Source organism: Novosphingobium sp. (assembly GCF_036733805.1).
In the GTDB taxonomy this organism is placed as follows: domain Bacteria; phylum Pseudomonadota; class Alphaproteobacteria; order Sphingomonadales; family Sphingomonadaceae; genus Novosphingobium.
The window spans coordinates 24,424-42,991 of the sequence record NZ_DAIMZT010000023.1 but is presented as its reverse complement, the minus strand read 5'-3'; the positions used below and the strand labels follow the sequence as shown (position 1 = coordinate 42,991).

The window sequence follows — 18,568 nt, the reverse complement described above, 5'->3', positions numbered from 1 at the left end:
TCAAGCACCGGCATCATATCCGATGCCGGAAAAAAGGGGCGGGCCATCCCATAAAAACGGAATATCTCCGTTCGCGTCGAGTGAAAGACTGTAAAGATAAACGCAGCCGGCCTACGCTCGTTTCCGCTATGACTTGTTGCAGTTTCCATAGACCGCAAGCAAGTCAGTCCGCAGTATTTCAAAGGTTTCAATCAGATCGACAAGCCTGCAATTCGTATCGACATAATTGCGAACCATCCGCCTACTGACAAAATCGGCTGGAAGATTGCGGACCACGACTGACATTACAATGGAGCCGGGACGCCGCCCTAGCACCCGCGCCAGCTCTTCGTGCGTTTTCAGGTGGCTTGCGTCCGTTTCAAGCGCGTGATTGAAATGCATCGGAAACGCCAGCGGGCTGGGCGGTTTCTCCCCAACGAAATAATACAAAAGCGGCGGCCCATCGAAAACGAACAGCCCCCCGTTCCCTTCTGTTTCTTTAACGTCGGTCGCCAGTCGATCCATCGACGCAATGGAATATTTCGTCCTCACGAAAACCGTGGGATTATAGTGATATAAAAGTGATCCGGCAGCAGCCACCAAAAGCCCCCCGCCGAGGATGCGCCTATTATACAAATACCCGGCAAGGATCGATATAGTTACCGCCAAAGGCAGAGCATAATGCTGATAGAAGTTCGGGACGGCGACAAATCCTATGATCGATGCCACCATCCAGAGGATGAAAAATGCCGCTTCGTTTCGTCTTTCATCGGCGTAAACGAGCACCATCGCAGATAGTGCCGTGAGAAGCGGCACCCATATGCTCAAATATGTGACATAACATCTCAGGACGGCGCTGAACGGTGCCGGCGGCGGCTTGACGAAATTCGATGTCACCATCGCGTGATAGAACTCGAAGAAATGACCGTTCAGAATATACGCAGCTATTATAAAGGCCGAAGGCAGCAAGCCCAGACCCGATAGCGCGAGGCATTGGAAGAACCATTTACGATTCATCCCCAAGCTCCGAAATAATAGAACAGCAACGAAGAGGCCGAAAAAGGCGCTCTCGAAAAACGCCGTCTGCTTGACGGTGATGGCGCATCCACCGGCAAGCATGGCCCAATATACACGGGCCGAAACCTGCCCCTCTTTAAGTTCCGGGATCGACAAAATCACCAGCAGGCCCGCCAGGGCGATCAGCGCATTGTAGTATACCGGGGACTGTCCACCGAACCCGTGCAGCGGGCCAAGCATCAGAATATAGACAAGGCCGGAACACACCCCGCCTCTGAGCCCGACCCAGCGAGTTACAATCTCGCTGATAACAAGCGCTGTTACGGCCGTACACAGCCAGGCGCCTATTTGATAGGCGATGACCGGATTTGGAAAGGCCGCAAAGAAGTAGTATATTATGAACAAACCCAGCGGCTTGCGATCCCATACATCGACATAAGGCAATTCGCCTTGATGCATCAAATGCCCGACAAGCAGATAAAAGGTCTCGTCGGGATGGAGATTGGGATCGCCGAAGGTCGAAATTCGGACGACCAAGGCCACTATCAGGAATATCGCCAGCCGCCCCCATATCGGCCGGAGCTGTCGAGCCATCCATTCCCCCAAAGGAGCAATGTACGTGCGCACCTCAGGGAAATTCGCAAGACGAAACCGGCTTCGGTTGGTGTCGGGCGAAGTCAAGACGTGCCCAGCCCGCGCTAACGTGTCTCGACTTCGCTCGACACGAACGGACTCGGCGTCCGCATTCAAACGCATTCTTCCCTAACTCCCCTCGCGCCATCTCCCCACCACGTCCCGCACCAGTTTCTCCTGCCCCGCGTCGCCGCGCCAGGCGGCGCTGAACGTGGGATCGTCGGAGGCGGGGCGACGGGCGGCTTCCAGGGTGTCTATCCGCACGCGCATCGGCACCGGCGTGCCTTCGCCGCTGATAAGGCATTCCTGGTTCTTGAGCGCGGGCACGATGTCGATATGCGCGCGGGCGCCCTCGGTCAGGCAGGCCCTTAGCCGGGCCTGATCTTCCGGGTTATTGAGCCGCAGCGAAATGATCGTGCCGCATTGCGAAAGCGCGGTCTCGGAGAGTTCCGAGGGACGCTGCGTGACAAGGCCCAGGCATACGCCGTATTTGCGCCCTTCGCGGGCGATGCGCTCCAACTGGTGCTCCACCCCGGCAGTGACGGCGGAATGATCGTGCGGCAGATAGCGATGCGCCTCTTCACACAGCAGCAGGATCGGCATCGATTGCCGACGAGAGGCGCGAATGGCGAAATCCAGCGTCAGGCGCGCCAGGGTGGAAACGACCACGTTGACCACCTCGGTCGGCACGCCGGCCAGATCGATGATCGAGATCGGCCTCCCCTCCCCCGGAACGCGCAGCATCTCTCCCAGGAACGCTTCCAGCGAATGGCCGGCGAGATCGGTGTTGAAGATGAAGCCATAGCGGCTGTCGCTGAAGAACTGCTCCAACCGCAACCGAAGCTGCGTGTAGGCATGAGCGTCGGCCAGCTTTTCCAGGCGGCCTGCCTCCTCGTCAATCGCGCCGATCAGGTCCTTGAGCAGATAAGGGACCGGGCTGTCCGCCGTGATCCGCGCGCTGTCGGCAATGCGCACGTTGCGGGCACGAGCCTTCTGCAGGCATTTGGCCATGATGTCCGCCTCCGCCCCGCGCCCGGCGTCGGAAGGCAGAATGAACGCCTCGCAATGCTCCTCCAGGTTCATCGCCCAATAGGGCAGCCGCAAGTTGCCCACGTCCCACACTTGCGCGGCATCGCCAAAGGCATGGGCATATTCCCCATGGGGATCGAGCACCAGGATGTGCCCATGCGGCGCCAGCTCGGCAACCCGCTGCAGCACCAGCGTGACCAGCGTGGACTTGCCCGCCCCGGTCGATCCCACAACCGCGAAGTGGCGGCCCAGCAGGCGGTCGAACAGCAGCGGCGCGCGCACGTCCTGCGTGGGGAACACGGTGCCGATGGTTACATGCGGCACGTCCGGCGGGGCGAAGATGCGGCGGAAATCCTCCGGCTCAGCCAGGTCCACCCTGTCGCCCGGATGCGGATAAGCGCTAATGCCGCGGCGAAAGTCCACCAGCCGGCCTGCCGCATCGGCCATTCCTTCCCCGACATATTCCAGCTCCGCCAGCACGAAGGCGGGGTCCGACCGGTCTTCCCGCAGCGCACCCAGAGACGCCACCAGCAGCAATGGGCCCACCGCGATCTTGCACAGCCCCCCGATGGAGGCTGCCGCCAGATCGCCCTCTGCCTCCGCCCCGCGCGCGCGGCCCAGCACTTCACGATCGAGGCGGCAGACCACTCGGTCTCCGGTCGTGTCCAGAACCCGTCCCAGCCGGGCTTGCTGTTCGTTGCCCATCTTTACCCCCTGCGCTTAACTTATAAGCCTGTGCTGCCGTACTTTGTCATAAATTGCGCGATCCAAATATAATGAAGGGCGAGGTAACCAAAGCTGTCCACCGCATGGTGACTTTGCCGGGCGAAAAGCGGTGTCATGAGAAAACACCGCCTTCTCGCCTGCGCGGCGGCCTTCGCGGGATTTCCGTTCGCGATGGCGACGCCTGCCCAGGCCATACCGATCGCCGCGATCGAGCTGCCCACCTTTGCGGTGGCTGCGTTCGGCGGAGCTCAGGACTGCGGCGCGGCGCTCGATCCGCGTCTGGGACAGCCGGTGGCGCAAGGGCCCGCAAAATCGGCGGCGATCCTGGGGGGGCAGGTCAGCCAGCTCGACCTGATCCGGCAACAGCAGGCGGGCGGCGGCGGCAGCGCCATAGCCAGCGCCGCCGCCAGTACGGTGCCCGGCGCGGGACTGGCCCCAGCCGCCGCGCCAATGAACTGCCAGCGCCTGGCGCTGCCCTTTTCCCCGCTCACCGGTTTCCAGCCGGGGTTCCGGCGCTCGCCCGTCCCGGCCAATCCTGACGATTTCCTGGGCAGCCGCCGCCTGGTGGTGCGCAAGACCGCTTTCGACAGCGCATGGAACCGGGTGAGCCATGACGGGCTTTCGCGCGGCTACGTGACCTCTCTGATAGGCAGCGCTCCCGGCGCGCCCACTGTCGCCACTCTCGCCGCCGTCAATGCCTGGTCCAACGCTCGTATCCGTTATGAGGAAGACAGCAAGCTCTATCACCGCGCCGACTACTGGGCGAGCGCCGGCGCCACTCTGAAGCGCGGCGCGGGCGATTGCGAAGATATCGCTATCGCCAAGATGCAAATCCTCGCCGCACTGGGCGTGCCGCGTGCCGACATGTACCTGACGATCGCGCGCGACCTTGACCGGCGCGCCGACCACGCGCTGCTTATCGTCAAGCTGGATGGGCGATACTGGCTTCTTGACAACGCCACAGATCGGCTGCTCGACGGCTCGCAAAGCTACGATTACCAGCCCGTCCTCTCGTTCAACAGCTCGCAGAAGTGGTTGCACGGCTATTGAACCCCTTCAGCGTTCGGTCAGCGCCTCGCTGAATGCACGCAGGACTGGCTTGAACAGATAAGTCAGAATGCTCTTGCGCCCAGTGATGATCTCCACGTCGCAAATCATGCCGGGCATGATCGGCAGGCGCTGACCGTTCTTGACGATGTAGGCGCGGTCGGTCTCGACCATGACGCTGTAATACGCCTGCTTCTCCACCTCGTCATAGATGCTGTCAGCGCTGATATTGCGCACTTCGCCGGTCAACCCGCCATAGATCGAAAAGTCATAAGCGGTAACCTTGACGTTCGCCCGGTCTCCCACCTTGATGAAGGCGATATCCTTCGGCGCGACGCGCGCTTCCACCAGAAGCTTGTCGCCTACCGGCACGATCTGCATAAGCTGCTCGCCCGCGTTCACGAAACCGCCGACCGTGGTCACTTTCACATCATTGACATAGCCAGTGGCCGGCGCGCGCAATTCGTTGCGCTGCAGGCGGGCTGCCGCGCCCTTGATCGATTCCTGATTGACCGCGATCTTGGTGGCCACCTCATTGTGTTCGTTAAGCGCTTCCTGGCGGAAATCGAATTGGGCCTGGCGCAGTTGCGCTTCCGCCTCTGCGATCGCCGCCTGCGCGCGCAAGGCGCCTTGCCGTGCGGCTGAGAGCTTACCCTGCAGATCGACAAGCTCGCGCTGTGCAGTCAGCAGCTCCGTCTGCGGCACCACCTTCTTGGCGGCCAACGGAGCCAGCATGTTGACCTGATCCTGAGCGAGCTTCACGCTGTTTTCGAGCGAGGCGACAGTGGCCTGGCCTTCGCGCAAGTCCTGCCGGCGTTGGTCCACTGCGGCCGAAAGCGCGCTTTGCTTGCTATGCGCGGCTTCCTTACGGACCAGCGCCAGGCGCGCCTCATCCTGACAGACCGATCCCTCGGCACAATCGGTGCCGGTGCCGTTGCCGTTGCCTTCGTCCTCAAGCCGCGCTGCGCGGGCCGAAAGCCGTTCATTCTCGGCCTGAAGCTGCCCCAGCGCAGAGGATGACTGCGAATCGTCCAACTTCACCAAGAGCTGGCCTTTTCTCACCATCTGCCCCGGCCGTACCAAAATCGCGCTGACTGTAGCCGGGCTGGCGGCCTGCACGAGCTGCGCCTTGCTGGAGGGCACCACTTTGCCCATGCCGCGCGTAACTTCGTCGATGTGCGCAAGACCGCCCCACAACGTCAGCAGAAGCACCGTCAAAAAGCTGAGCACGATCAACCGGCGATTGGGGTCCCAGTCGCGATAACCTACCCGGCGCCGAAGTGTTGAAATAGAAGCGTCCATCATCCGACCGGCCTATTGTCCAATTGCGCCGCGCCGACGCTGGCACGCGGCTGCGCGGATACTTCACCTGATCCGGCAGCTACATCGGTAGACCGCTTTGCGCTCCCCTCCGCTGGGCCACCCGCCTCGGCACCGATCGCCTGCCGATAACGGCTGCTGGCGGCGACGGGATCGGGAATGCTCAGGCGCCACTGCTTGGTCACGTCCAACCTACCGCCAACATCGCTTTCGGCATGCCGGTCGGAAACGAGCGGCGGCACGCTGAGGCCCGGCACCAAATTCTCCTCGTTTTGGGGCCGTTCCGCGGCGCGGGCGCGCAACGCTGTGAAATCGAGCGCCGGAATCCGTTCGAAACCGCCATAGCGCGCCAAAAAGGCGCTACCACCGCCCCATCGTCCCGGCAGTCGGTAAAAGATGTGGCGTCCGATCTGCTCGATCTTGTCGAGTTGGAACGCCCACTTCGGCAGCACATAGTCCGCATGATAATACGTTGCCGTGCCAACGCTGGGTTCGACGTACCCTGCCAGCGCGGCCCGTGCCACGTCCTCCGCCTGCCGCCATGGGCCGGCCATCGGCTGGCGCAGCAATGAGCCGTCGCAAGTGAAGCTGAACTGGCAGCCGGTGGCGCGTTCCGCGCCTTGGTACACCACGCCGCAGACGGTGTCGGGATAACCGGGATGGCGCATCCGGTTAAGCACCACTTGCGCAACGGCGCGCCGGCCCTGCAGCGGCTCAACCGCTGCTTCGTAGTAAACGGCCTGAGCCAGGCACTTGAGAGCGGTAGCATAAGTGCCGCCCGCTGCCGGAACCAGATTGAAGCCAGTCACATGGCCCAAGGGCTGACGCGACAACGGGATTAGCGCATTGCGCTGCTGCGCTTCCTGCCCCTCGACGATAAGTTGCGCCTTGTCATCGACCGTGATCGTCGAAAGGTCGATGGTGGGCTTTCGGACCACCGGCGCAGCCACCGCCTCCGCCGATCTGTGAAAGCCGAACAGCTCAAGCGCCGCGCCAAGTTGCGCGCCACTGGTCAGAAACAGCACGAATACAGTGCAGGTCAATGCGATGAATACGCGATGTCCGATGGTCCAGGGCATCCCGAAACCCGGATGGCGTTCCGCGTGATGCGTGAATGAGAGGGTCGCGCTCATGTCCGGTTCTGCAGCCCCGCGCCTGCGGAAGAAATGATTTCGTCGCGCGGACCGTCTGCCACGATCCGGCCGCTGTCCAGCACCACGATGCGGTTGCAAATGGAAAAAAGTGCCGGTCTATGGGTCGCGATAAGCAGTGTCTGTTCAGGTGTCAGGGATTGGGACAAGCGCTCGACGAAGAGTTTCTCGGTTTCGCTGTCCATCGCCCCGGTCGGCTCGTCCAGGAACAGAAGCGTGGACGGGCTGACGAGCGAGCGCGCCAGTGACAGCATCGACCTCTGCCCGCCCGAAAGGCGCGTGCCCGCTTCGCCCACTGCGCGATCGAATCCCCCCGCGTCCTTCGAAAGGACCTGATCGGCCCCCACGTTGCGCAGCGCCGCCAGCAGGGCTTCATCATGCACAACCCCGGCCCCTACGGACAGATTGTCCTTGATGGAGCCACTGAACAGCGCCGCGTCCTGACCTACGAAGCGATAGGCGGCGCGCAAGTCCTGCGGCCGGTATTGCCGGCTGTCGATACCGTCGATCAACATCGCGCCGCCGGTCGCCTGATAAAGGCCGCATACAACCCGGCCGAGCGTGGATTTGCCGGAAGCGACCTTGCCGATAATGGCGATGCGATCGCCCGGACGCACTTGCAGGTTGATTCCGCTCAGAGAGGGCGTCGATGCTTCCGGATAGCTGAACTCCAGATTATCCAGCACAACTGCCGCCGACCGCACTTGCGGGGTCAGTGAAGTGCTGCCCATCGTGCGTTCGTCCGGTTCGACCCACAGCCTTTGCAATGAATCCAGCACTTGGCGCGCCTGCTGGCTGCGGGTGAGCAGATAGGCGAACTGCGAGGCCGGAGAGAGCGATCGCGACGCCAGCATCACGATCGCGATGATCGCGCCCATCGTGATCTTGCCGGCATCGAACAGGTAATACCCGCCGATAATCAGGCCAATGCTCGAGATCTGCTGGAAAGTGGAGGCAAGGCTGATCGCGGTCGAGCTGATGTCCCGCAAGTGCCTCTGCGATTGCGAGCCCAACTCCGCCAGGCGTCGCCATCGTCCGATCATCACCCCTTCGCCGCCCAGGCTCTTAAGCGTTTCGATGCTCGACAGGGATTCGACTAGCAGCGTTTGTTGCAATCCGTGATCGATCTGCGCCTCGACCGCCACCTTGTCCATCTTGCGCTGCAGACGCAGGCCGAAAACGGCCATTCCGGCCGCGGCTGAGAGAGGGACGAAGACCAGCCACCCCGCCAAATAAACGATGATGACAAGGAACAGGAACAGGAACGCCATGTCCACCATCAACACTATCGTGGTAGAGGCGAAGAAATCCCGCACGGTCGAAAAGTCGGACACGCGCGCCACCAGATTGCCGGTCTGCCCTTTGCGGCCCGCCAGTGGCGCGGCCAGAACCTTGGAATAGATCTTCTGCGAAAGCTTGAGATCAAGCTCGCGCCCGATTTCGTCCAGCACCTTCGTGCGTGCACGGCGGATCGAAAAGTCCAGCGCAAACGCCAGCAGCACCCCGATCGCCAGTACCCATAATGTCGACTGCGCCCGGTTGGGGATCACGCGATCATAGACATTCATCGAGAACAATGGCAGCGAGAGCGCCAGAACATTGACCAGGATCGAGGCCATGAGCACCGGCCAGAATTGGCGGCGCAGCTTGTAGATCTCGCTCCAGAACCAATGCGTCTGCGCCTTCTCCCGCCAGGGTGCGCCGGCTTCGCGCAATGCTTCGGGATTGCCGAAAACGGTGGCCATCCATCCACCGAACCTATCCGTCAGATGGTCAAGCGGTTCCCAGGTGGAAGCCTTCGTCTCGGTTCGCCATACCAGCGCGTCGCCGTCCCTGATTTCGTGGATAACGATTGGATTGCCGTCGGTCTGCGAAACAATCGCCGGATAGAAGGCCGACCGCCGAGGCAGCTTGGCCGGGCGCGACACATCGCAATTGAGCGCCAGCAACTCCAGCGCCGCTTCCGCCTGATGCAGTGGCAAGCGGCCGTCTCCGCCGCGTGCCAGCGAGAGGAACATCGACGGTGCCCAGGCAACTCCGAAACGTTCGGCGATCTGGCCGATGCAGGCGATCAGTTCGTCGTCCGCCCGGGATTCATCCTTGCGCGCATCCATGATGCCGGGACTGCCGTCCATGCCTGTTGCTTTCCGTATTGCGTCCATCAGACGTCACTTTGCATGCCCATCAGGGCGTTGTGCGATACTGCGTTTCAGCTGGCGCGGGCGGTCCGTAATGGAACCGGTCGCGTTCATTCTCGCCCGCGCCGGCGCCGGGGCTCACATTCAGCCCGGAGATGAAGCGATTGGTTGAGGCGAGGATCTGGTAGCGTGCGAAAACAGCCGAGAACCGCGCCGTCTCCAAGCGGGTCTGGACGTTGTAGCGCGTGTTCTGCGCATCGAGGACGTCCAGCAAGGAACGCCGCCCCACATTGAATTGGCTGCGATAGGACAGCAACAGATCGTCCGACACCTGGCTTTCCCTGGCCAATTGATCGCTGATGCGCTGCTGAGTGTTCAGCGTGGACCAGGCGACCCGCACGTCCTCCTCGGCCTCTCGGGTAATCTGATAGAGCTTGTATCGCGCTTCGCTCGCCCGGCGCACCATCTCCTGATAATTGGCCCGGCTGATGCCGCCATTGAAGATATTCCAACGCAGGAAAACGCGGCCCTGCAGGTCTGTGGTCTCCCCACGGAACCCGTCGATGTCCTTCCCCTCGCGAGCGGTCGCGTCAACGCCGATGCGGGGATAGCCATCAGCCCTCACGCTCGAAGCCTGCGCGTTCGCAGCGTCCACATCGGCCGCTGCTTCCTTGACCAGGGGATTGTTGGTCCGCACCAATCCGACGGCGTCATCGACTGAACCCGGTAACTCAGACTCAAGCGTCGGCGGCATCGCGACTTGATCGACCGCCAGCCCGGTAAGCCGGCCCAGCTTGATCTTGGCCTCCGCCAGCGCCTGTTCGGCTTCGGACTGGCGGACCATGGCGGCCTGCAGCCGCTCTTCCGCCTGTTGCTGGTCGGCGATGGAAATCGAACCCTGCGACACGCCGGTCGCTAGATCCTTCGCCAGCAGCTGATGGAAGCTCACATTATCGGCGCTGGCAGCGACGATGCGCTGTTGGAGCAGCACGTCAAGATACTGGCGAGCGACTTGCAGACCGATGTATTCGGACCGCTCAAGCACGCGCAGCGAAGCACCGTCAACGCGCGCAGCCTGGCGAAGCAGTTCACCGTGACGCGAGCCGAAATCGATCAGGGTCCATTCCGCCCGCGCTTCAGCGTCCAGCGGATAAAGTTCCTGGTTCGCGATTCCCAGCGAACGGCGTGTAGCGTTTTCAAGGCGGCGCACACCGGCCGACGCCTCGACATCGACGCGCGGCAGATACAGTCCTTGCGCCTGTTTGCGCTCGAACTGGATCGCCTCCTTATTGTATTGCGCCTGAGCCACTTCCGGGTTGGTGTTCACGGCAGTGGTGATGGCTTCCTGCATGCTGACGCCAGGGGCGGATTGAGCAAGCACGACTGATGCCGATCCGGCCAGCAGAAGCGCCACGCTTGCAGTCAAGGTCTTATTGAACATGATAGTCCCCCTCCGTTCTCTCACTCGACCGTGATTTCGACGCGGCGGTTCTGAAGTTCACGTACGCCGTCGGCGGTCGGCACCCGCGGGTTGGTCTCGCCGAAAGCCTTGGTCGTCACATTGGCTGCGGACACCCCCTGCCCGGTCAGGAAATCGCGCACCACATCAGCGCGGCGCTGCGACAGCGCCATGTTGTAAGTCTCGCTGCCTGAGCGGTCCGCATAGCCCGAGACGCTGAACCGGCCGCTGGTGCAGCCGGCAGTTCCGGCCGCTGCGCTGTTTAGGATGGTCGAACCTTCCTCCGAAATCGCAGCGCTATTCCAGTCAAAGAAGACGATGTAGGGGCCCTTGTTGCATGGGGCCGGGGCTGCCGCCGCCGGAGGCACGAACACGGCCGCTTGTGCGGCGGGCATCTGGTTCTCCATATGCGCATAGGCATCAGCGCACTTGCCGACGCTCACCGGATCCTTGGCGCCGCTTTTTAGAAAACCCAGCGCGATGCCACACTGCGCCTTGGCCTGCGATGCCCACATATATGTGCTGGAATCGGCAGAGACCACGGTTGCATCCGTAGTCTTGGCGACGGCTCCGTCGAACCGCTTCTGGACTTCGCCGCGCAGCGCTCCCTTGTCGAGCGCCATAAGATCGCCGCTATCGGTTTGCGCCCATGCGGTGCCGGAAAGCGCGCATAATATAAGCGCACCGGCCGCGGCCGTATGCTTCCTAACCCCCACCATAATCCAGTCCCCCTTCGACTTCCAACCGCAATGCCTCTCAGGCAACCGCGTGCGCATGTACTTCCTGTGTCTGGTGCATTTCGAAACCGGCGAAGGCCATGGCCGGGTGAACGCCGGCTGCCCCCGCGCCTCCACCCGAAACCATGGCCGCAAGCAACTGCTCCACGCCCGCCGCCGGCACTTGCGCGTGAACCGCTCCATGAGCTTGCGCGAAATGCGCAACTACCGCGTCAACTGCTTGATGTGCCACGCTTTCGTGCAACGCTTCCTTGACCGCGGTCAAATCCGGCGCCTTTGGCGCATCGGCATGAGCAGCCCCGCCCTTGCCCGCGGCATTCAACAACGCCTCCATAAGGCCGGTCACCGGCGCGTTGAAGTGAGCGCTCGCGGCAGTCAGAGCCCCGGCGCCGTGACCGGCATCGTGACTCTGACTGTGCGCCCCCCCATCCGCGTGCGAAGCCGCCTGCTGCAAGCCATGCGTCGGCTCTGACGCATGATGCACTGAAGACGACGAACTATCCGGCAACTCGCTATGCTTGCCGGGTTGATTACCGCCCAGCAGATCGGCGATCACCGACTTCGCGTGATCCGATGCTTGGGCTGGCAAAGTCAGCGGCTGCACCGGCAGGTCCATCGTCGTCATCGCCGCCGGCGTCGTTTCCGGCACGGCTGTCGGCGCCGCCGGAGCCTGCGTATGCTCCACCGCCATGAGACCGGCCGCCGCAGCCAGCGTAGACGTCAGTTCAGTCGTCTGCGTCGCCAGCTTGTTCAACTGCGTGGTCGCAAGCGAAACGTCCTGCGCAATGGCCGTGGAACCATCGGCCTTGGTATAGGTGGTCTGGCCATTGATCGTGACATCACCGTTGGCAGCGCTCGACACTACGCTGTTCGACGTCAGATTGATGCTGGCGATCCCCAGCTGCGCCAGCGTCTTGAACTCGCCAGCATCGACCACGCCGTTGTGATTGGCATCCTGCCACACCCCGAAGGTGCCGAAGGCCGCATCCTTTGCGGAAAGCATGCCGTCGCCGTCGGTATCGAAAGCCATGCGGATCGCCTGAAGATCCGTCGTCGAACCCGGAGCATCCTGCGTGAAGGAAATTTCCAGGCCGCCGCTGGTCATGTGGGCCAGGAAACCATCCTGCGGACCGACCCAGGCCGTATTCACGGCACCCGAACCGTAATCATGCGTGACGCCATCGGCGAGCGACAGGTAGCTGATCTGCCCATCGCCGTTGAGATCCAGAGCAATCGGCGCAACCGGCGCGGCAGGCGTCAGTCCGTCCGCAACATGGACATTGAATGAACCGGTCGAAGTCGGATCGCCATCGCCGTCGGTCAGTTGCACCGTGAAGGGGATCGTGTGATCGACCGTGGTGCTGGTGGCCCCCACGTTGGTGAGGTTCAGCTTGATCGTGCCGCTCGATTCATACGTGTCTATCCAGGCGATCTTGGCACCTGCCGGCGAAGAAATGGTGAGCGAAGTCTGCGCCGGATCGGTCACGGTGAAGGCTTGCGTGGTGTTGTTCGTATAGTGCGCAACGAACTCGATCTTGTCGCCCGCATCGAGGTTAAAGAATGTGAAAGTCGCATAGGAAACATTGGCTATCGGCACGACGCCGCCAGGCACGGTGTAGGGTCCTGCCCCGTCATAGTCATTGAGCGTACCGAAATCGAAACGCATGAACTCGCCGCTGTCGAAGTTGTTGTTCCCAAGGCCCCAACCTTGGGTCGAACCGTTGATGTTCGACGTTTGCGTTAGCGAAGGATTGCCGCCAGCGAGCCAGTTGGCTTCGTTAAAGGACCCCGTGGGAGCCCATCCGGTAGCGTAAACCAGATGCGTGCCCGTCGCATTGTCAGTCACGATGACGCTGCTGCTAGGGCCACTGCCGAAGGAGCTGCCCTGGCCGATCTGGAAGTTCGTGGTGGTGCCGTCCAGCGGCGTTACGAGATCGAACGTGTATTGGCCCGAAGTGCTTGCCGTCGGATTAACCGTCAAAGTGAAGACCGTGGTGTCTCCGGCGTTGAACGTGCCGCTGTGATCGACATCCAGATAACCGGTCAGGACGTTGCCGGTTTGCGACGCATGCACGGCAACCCCGCCCACGGTCAGGCCGGTGACGTTCGCAGTGATGGTCATCGCGCTGCCAACGCCGTCGGCTCCCGCCGCGAAATGCAGGGTGCCCACGGCCGGCGTCTGCGTAGGATCGTTGCTTGCCTGCTGGCTTTGCACCGTGCCCAGCGTCGGCCCATCGTCATGGAACTGGATCTGTCCGGAGATATCGGCGGCGGTGGAGGTGGCGACATCGCCGTCTCCGTCAACGCGCGTCACCGTCACCCCCAGGCTGCCCGCAGCCAGGTGAACAATGTCGTCCGGGTTGGTCGTGTCCGGGTTGTGCAGCGAGAGATACTGCTCGACCGTCACCACCCCGCTCGTCGCATTGATCGACAGCGCAAAGGCCGCCTGGCCGGCAAACGCGCCGCTATCGACCCGGCCGACAATCACCCCGCTCTCCAGGTGCAGCGAGATCGTCGAACCGTCCGTCACTGACAGGCCCGAGACCGCATTGCTCACCGTCAACGCATACGTCAGCGGGTTCGTGGCGTTCGGGCCATCAGCCCCAAACACGCCTCCCGCCGTCACCACCGCCGCCAGGCTCGTCGCATGCGCAATCGCACCCGATCCCGCCACATCGGGATCGTTGCCGATGTTGCTCACCCCCAGCGTCGCCGCCGTGCTCGACGTCGCCGTCTCATCCAGCGACGCAACCGACGAAGGAGCCGCCGTCGCCGTCGCCGAAGGCACGTCATCGATGACGTTGACGCTGATCGTCCCGGTAACCGTGTTCCCGTCCCCGTCATGCGCGGTATACGTGAAGCTGTCACCGGCGACGCTGTTGGGGCCATTATTGGTCGAAGGCGTCGTCGCGTAAGGCGCGGTCAGCGTGTACGTGTAAGTACCATCGGTGTTGAGCTGGAAGATGCCGTGCGCCGTCGTCACGCTCTGAGCGACGTAGCCTGTGGCACCCGTGACATGGAGCGTGCCGGTCGTGGTCTCGGTCGCCAGCGAAGGATTGCTGCCTGTCACCGTACCGGCACCCAGGTCATTTCCGCTCACCGTGGTATCGAGCGCGGCCTCGTAGACGGTCTGCGTCTGGTTGTCGGCAACCAGCGTGACGTTCGCCACGTCGATCGTCAGCGTCGTCGTCGAGGTATCGCCGTCGCCATCGGTGATCGTGTAAGTGAACACGTCCTGCTTGTCGGACGTGATCGCGTTCGAATTGGCCTGATACGTGTAATGGCCATCCGCATAAAGCGTCAGCGTGCCGTAAGTGCCGGGGATGCCGGTCCCTACGCCGCCTGCCACCGCAACCGCCGAAGTGCCCGCGACCACCCCGGTCACCGCACCGGCGATCGCCACCGGACCATCCGCACCAAGCGCATCATTCGACAGGACACCGTTCGCCGCGTCGACAGAAAGCAACGCACCCTCGCTCACGCCGCCGGTGTCAAGATGCGCCACCGGCCCATCGTCATGGAACTGGATCTGTCCGGAGATATCGGCGGCGGCGGAGGTGGCGACATCGCCGTCTCCGTCAACGCGCGTCACCGTCACCCCCAGGCTGCCCGCAGCCAGGTGAACAATGTCGTCCGGGTTGGTCGTGTCCGGGTTGTGCAGCGAGAGATACTGCTCGACCGTCACCACCCCGCTCGTCGCATTGATCGACAGCGCAAAGGCCGCCTGGCCGGCAAACGCGCCGCTATCGACCCGGCCGACAATCACCCCGCTCTCCAGGTGCAGCGAGATCGTCGAACCGTCCGTCACTGACAGGCCCGAGACCGCATTGCTCACCGTCAACGCATACGTCAGCGGGTTCGTGGCGTTCGGGCCATCAGCCCCAAACACGCCTCCCGCCGTCACCACCGCCGCCAGGCTCGTCGCATGCGCAATCGCACCCGATCCCGCCACATCGGGATCGTTGCCGATGTTGCTCACCCCCAGCGTCGCCGCCGTGCTCGACGTCGCCGTCTCATCCAGCGACGCAACCGACGAAGGAGCCGCCGTCGCCGTCGCCGTGGGGCCATCGTCGAGGATTACGAAGGAGGAGCCAATGTTCGCGACTTGGGCGGCATGATCGCCATCACCGTCCGTGATGGTTGCAGTCAAAGTGACGAGATCAGCGGGCAGGCTGACTGGATCGTTGCTGTTCGTAGCGTCCGGATGAACCACGGCACGCAACTGGTCGAAGGTTACATCGCCGAAGGCGTCAACGCTGATCGTGAAGACGACCGTGCCACCCGAGATCTGCCCCTCGATCATGCCGCCGTTCATGCTGAGCGCGACCGGCTCTCCTGTGGCGGTGTCAACCAGGCCCGAGACGGTTGAACTGATTCCGAGTGCGTATGTCACAGCGCCAGGGCCGTCAGCGCCATAGCTGCTGGTAAACACCCCCGCGAAGCTGCTGTGCGCGGCGGTATCCAGCATCGTCTCATCGACCGTCAGCACCGGCGGCGCGGCTTCAGCCAGACCGATGCTGGGAACATCGTCGACAATCCCCACGCTGACCGTGCCTGTGGCCGTGTCCCCATCAGTGTCAGTCGCGACTATGCCGATCGCGCCCAGCGCTGCAAGGTCTGGGCCCGTTAGCGGCGAATGCGCGTCGTAATTGCTGGTTTGCGTCGCCGTGACAGTCGCCACGTTGCCATTTACCGCCAGGTCCAGGGTAACCACCGTCAGACCGGTGCCCGAGTCCTTGCCCACCACCTCAGTGTCGGACAGGCGCGTCCAGGTCAGATTGTCAGTATGCAGTCCGCTTAGATCCTGCGCGAAGACGATGGAGGTGATCGCATCCGAACCGGGCGTGAAAGTGATCGAGTGACTGTCGCTGTCCGTCGCCAGCGGCGCCGAACCATCGGGAAGGTGTTGGTCGCTCACTGTCAGCGTGATCGGCTCGCCCGCGCTCGGCCCGGCGCCGTCAGTCACGGTGATCGGCTGGTTCGCCGATGCGGTGTCGCCGTCGCCGTCAGTGATCGTGTAATGGAACGAGGCATCGACCCCATTCGCATTGTTGAGATTGCTGTTGGGCGCGAAGGTCCAGTCGCCGCCTGCCGTGATGGTGTAATGCCCCAAGGCGGTGTCGACCACGGTCGTGCCCGAAACCGCGACTGCCGTCGTCACCCCGCCGATCGTTACCGAGGTTACGTGTGCGCCATCGGCACCCGACGTGTCATTAGTCATGACATTGCCAGAAAGCGCAGCGCCACCCTCCACCACGCTTTGGGCGGCATCGTCCACCGCAATCGGATGGTCATCAACGATGGTGATGTTGAAATTGCCGGTGGCGTGATCGCCGTCGAGGTCAGTGACCGTCAGAGTAACCGGAACGGTGCTGCCATTGGTGTTCAGCGTATTATCAGTCAGCGTATAAGTATAACCGATCGAGCCAGCGCCGGTCACCGGATCATAATTGTATGAGGTAATGGTCAAAGTGCCGGTCTGGTCGGAGGCGACCACTTGCGGCAGGGACCCTGTCGTCAGCACCGTTCCATCGACGGTGACGCTCCCCACCCCGTCAGGCGAGGTGAAGCCGATCGTGCCGCTCGTACCCTCGGAGCCGGAGGTGAAAATCGAGCCTGCCGATTCGTCCATGCGGGTTGCAGTGGTTGGCGGCAAAAGGCTTTCAAAAACTGTGGTGCTGTCACCCGCCCCCGGCACCTCGGTAATCATCGGCGGACTGTTGGAGATATTGATCGCCAGGGTGGCGTTCGATGTATCGCCATCGCCGTCCGTGATCTGATACGTGAAGGTATCCGTCACGCCGCCGGGTGTGTTCACCGCGCGGGTATATGTGAAACTACCGTCTCCGCTGATGTTCAACGTGCCGTATTGGCCGACGATGGGCGAGGTGATCCCGGAGAAGGCGCCGGTCGCACCGGCATGGATTCCGGTCACCGAAGCGCCGTCCGCGCCTTTAGTGTCAGCGCCCGAAGCTCCGCTTGTAGTGCCCGCGCCGGTGATGACATTGCCCGAATGCGCCGAGAAATCATGAGCAGGGACGATCGCCGTGTCTGGTCTGGCCGTGGGCACATCGTCCGCCACATTCACAGTCAGCGTTGACGTGGCTTTATCGCCATTGGCGTCAGTAACCACCACTGTGAAATGATCGGAGGTGTTATCCCCGGAGGTATTGTCGGTAAGAAGATATGTGAAGTTCAGGTGATCGCCGCTCAGCGCGCCCAGCGTCAACACGCCGGTGCTGGTGGTGATCTGCTGACCGGCAACGCCGTTAACCGTCACGCCGTTAATCGTCAGGGAAGCAAGGCCGTCCTGCGCGGTGATGAAGATGGATCCGCTGATCTGGTCTGACCCGTTTCCGGCGCTTGATCCTGCCGACTCGACAACGCCGTCGACGCGCTGCGCCGGCAGGCCGGCTTCATCGACAGTGGCCAGCGCGTCATGGGTAGCTGGGCCATCGCCGGTCGATATGGTTACGTCCGGCAGATGATTGACGAGACCCGGAAGGACTTCGCGCTGTGGCTCGCTCGGGAAATGCAGTTCGGTGTATGGCAACAAGTTGCCTAGCCCGTACGCGGGCTGGATCGGCCCCACTGGATCGGCGAAGTTGCCGCCCGAGCTGGCGGCCGGACCGGCGGCGGGCTGCGGCTCGTTGCCCGTGAGATAAGCAGCCAGGTTCAGCGGGGGGACTTCGACCCCGGCAACGACGATGGTTGGCACGAAAACCGCCCCATCGTGTATGACGAACATCCGTCCGTCAGGCATGTCGACCACAAGATCGCGGCCATGCACATGCACATCATCCAACGTAGCGCCTGCCGGAAGCACGACGACGCCGTTGGCATCAGGGGTCAGCGGGAGGCCGTCCCCGTGCCCGGCCGTAGTTGCAACCGCCGCTTTGTGCGCGCCATGATGTGTATGATGCCCATGCGATGCGCGCGCTGCGCGGGCACCATGCGCCGCAGGAGTAGCGTCTCTGCCCGACGGATCGGATTCGAAATCACGGCCAGCTTCATGACCCGCGTTGTATTCCATCGCCTGCACCCCCGCAGCGACCGCCCGCGAAATTCCGCGCTTGGTCTAACCGGTCGCGATGGCAAGTGAGTTGGCGCGCGCGTCTGCCCGTTTCCCCCTAACCTGCCAATGCGCCCCATCGCCGGGAAGAAAAGCTAAGCTCGTGGAAACGTGGAGAGATATTCCACTGTCCGACTCGGTTTTACTCCCGGTAAACATGCACATTCCACGCGCTTAACGGGGTTGCAAGTACGTTAACTAATTGGCTTACCTGAGGAAAGTTGCGACAACGCACGGAATTAGCAAACAAAGAATTGAAA

Annotated in this window: 9 protein-coding genes; 1 reads left to right on the top strand and 8 read right to left on the bottom strand. The window is 62.3% G+C overall.

Features of this window, described 5'->3' with window-relative positions; all coding sequences use genetic code 11:
- Positions 1-126 precede the first annotated feature (126 nt).
- Together V7D69_RS07590 and V7D69_RS07585 are read right to left on the bottom strand one after the other, a co-directional pair.
- The gene (locus V7D69_RS07590; RefSeq protein ID WP_333605478.1) at positions 127-1,677 is read right to left on the bottom strand and encodes an ArnT family glycosyltransferase; all 1,551 of its coding nucleotides are present in this window, start codon (positions 1,675-1,677) and stop codon (positions 127-129) included.
- A gap of 81 nt (positions 1,678-1,758) precedes the next feature.
- Positions 1,759-3,363, bottom strand: coding sequence for an ATP-binding protein (locus V7D69_RS07585; RefSeq protein WP_333605477.1), 1,605 nt, complete (start codon positions 3,361-3,363; stop codon positions 1,759-1,761).
- 135 nt (positions 3,364-3,498) lie between these two features.
- On the opposite strand from V7D69_RS07585, the gene V7D69_RS07580 reads away from it, so the two are divergent.
- The gene (locus tag V7D69_RS07580) at positions 3,499-4,434 is read left to right on the top strand and encodes a transglutaminase-like cysteine peptidase (RefSeq protein ID WP_333605476.1); all 936 of its coding nucleotides are present in this window, start codon (positions 3,499-3,501) and stop codon (positions 4,432-4,434) included.
- A 6-nt stretch (positions 4,435-4,440) separates the two neighbouring features.
- On the opposite strand, the gene V7D69_RS07575 is transcribed toward V7D69_RS07580, so the two are convergent.
- The 6 genes from V7D69_RS07575 to V7D69_RS07550 are packed head-to-tail and all read right to left on the bottom strand — an operon-like array spanning position 4,441 to position 18,269.
- Positions 4,441-5,736, bottom strand: a complete 1,296-nt coding sequence (locus tag V7D69_RS07575; RefSeq protein ID WP_324061270.1) for an HlyD family type I secretion periplasmic adaptor subunit — start codon at positions 5,734-5,736, stop codon at positions 4,441-4,443.
- Complete coding sequence (locus V7D69_RS07570) at positions 5,733-6,884, bottom strand: cell wall hydrolase (RefSeq protein ID WP_333605475.1); 1,152 nt, start codon at positions 6,882-6,884, stop codon at positions 5,733-5,735. The genes V7D69_RS07575 and V7D69_RS07570 overlap by 4 nt, the downstream gene beginning before the upstream one ends.
- Positions 6,881-9,037: an ATP-binding cassette domain-containing protein gene (locus V7D69_RS07565; RefSeq protein ID WP_324061272.1), complete on the bottom strand. Its 2,157-nt coding sequence runs from the start codon at positions 9,035-9,037 to the stop codon at positions 6,881-6,883. Before V7D69_RS07565 ends, V7D69_RS07570 begins: the two co-directional genes overlap by 4 nt.
- Positions 9,038-9,086: 49 nt before the next feature.
- The gene (locus V7D69_RS07560) at positions 9,087-10,481 is read right to left on the bottom strand and encodes a TolC family protein (protein WP_333605474.1); all 1,395 of its coding nucleotides are present in this window, start codon (positions 10,479-10,481) and stop codon (positions 9,087-9,089) included.
- A 20-nt stretch (positions 10,482-10,501) separates the two neighbouring features.
- Positions 10,502-11,218 carry an OmpA family protein gene (locus V7D69_RS07555; RefSeq protein WP_333605473.1) on the bottom strand — a complete coding sequence of 239 codons (717 nt, stop codon included), beginning with the start codon at positions 11,216-11,218 and terminating at the stop codon, positions 10,502-10,504.
- A gap of 37 nt (positions 11,219-11,255) precedes the next feature.
- Positions 11,256-18,269 (bottom strand): DUF5801 repeats-in-toxin domain-containing protein, encoded by a 7,014-nt coding sequence (locus tag V7D69_RS07550; RefSeq protein ID WP_333605472.1) that lies wholly within the window; start codon positions 18,267-18,269, stop codon positions 11,256-11,258.
- Positions 18,270-18,568 lie beyond the last annotated feature (299 nt).

What these genes read in the sequence shown, in the direction of transcription:
- V7D69_RS07585 (WP_333605477.1), bottom strand. Translation starts at nt 3,363, where the DNA reads ATGGGCAACGAACAGCAAGCCCGGCTGGGACGGGTTCTGGACACGACC.
- V7D69_RS07580 (WP_333605476.1), top strand. Translation starts at nt 3,499, where the DNA reads ATGAGAAAACACCGCCTTCTCGCCTGCGCGGCGGCCTTCGCGGGATTT.
- V7D69_RS07575 (WP_324061270.1), bottom strand. Translation starts at nt 5,736, where the DNA reads ATGATGGACGCTTCTATTTCAACACTTCGGCGCCGGGTAGGTTATCGC.
- V7D69_RS07570 (WP_333605475.1), bottom strand. Translation starts at nt 6,884, where the DNA reads ATGAGCGCGACCCTCTCATTCACGCATCACGCGGAACGCCATCCGGGT.
- V7D69_RS07565 (WP_324061272.1), bottom strand. Translation starts at nt 9,037, where the DNA reads ATGGACGGCAGTCCCGGCATCATGGATGCGCGCAAGGATGAATCCCGG.
- V7D69_RS07560 (WP_333605474.1), bottom strand. Translation starts at nt 10,481, where the DNA reads ATGTTCAATAAGACCTTGACTGCAAGCGTGGCGCTTCTGCTGGCCGGA.
- V7D69_RS07555 (WP_333605473.1), bottom strand. Translation starts at nt 11,218, where the DNA reads ATGGTGGGGGTTAGGAAGCATACGGCCGCGGCCGGTGCGCTTATATTA.
- V7D69_RS07550 (WP_333605472.1), bottom strand. Translation starts at nt 18,269, where the DNA reads ATGGAATACAACGCGGGTCATGAAGCTGGCCGTGATTTCGAATCCGAT.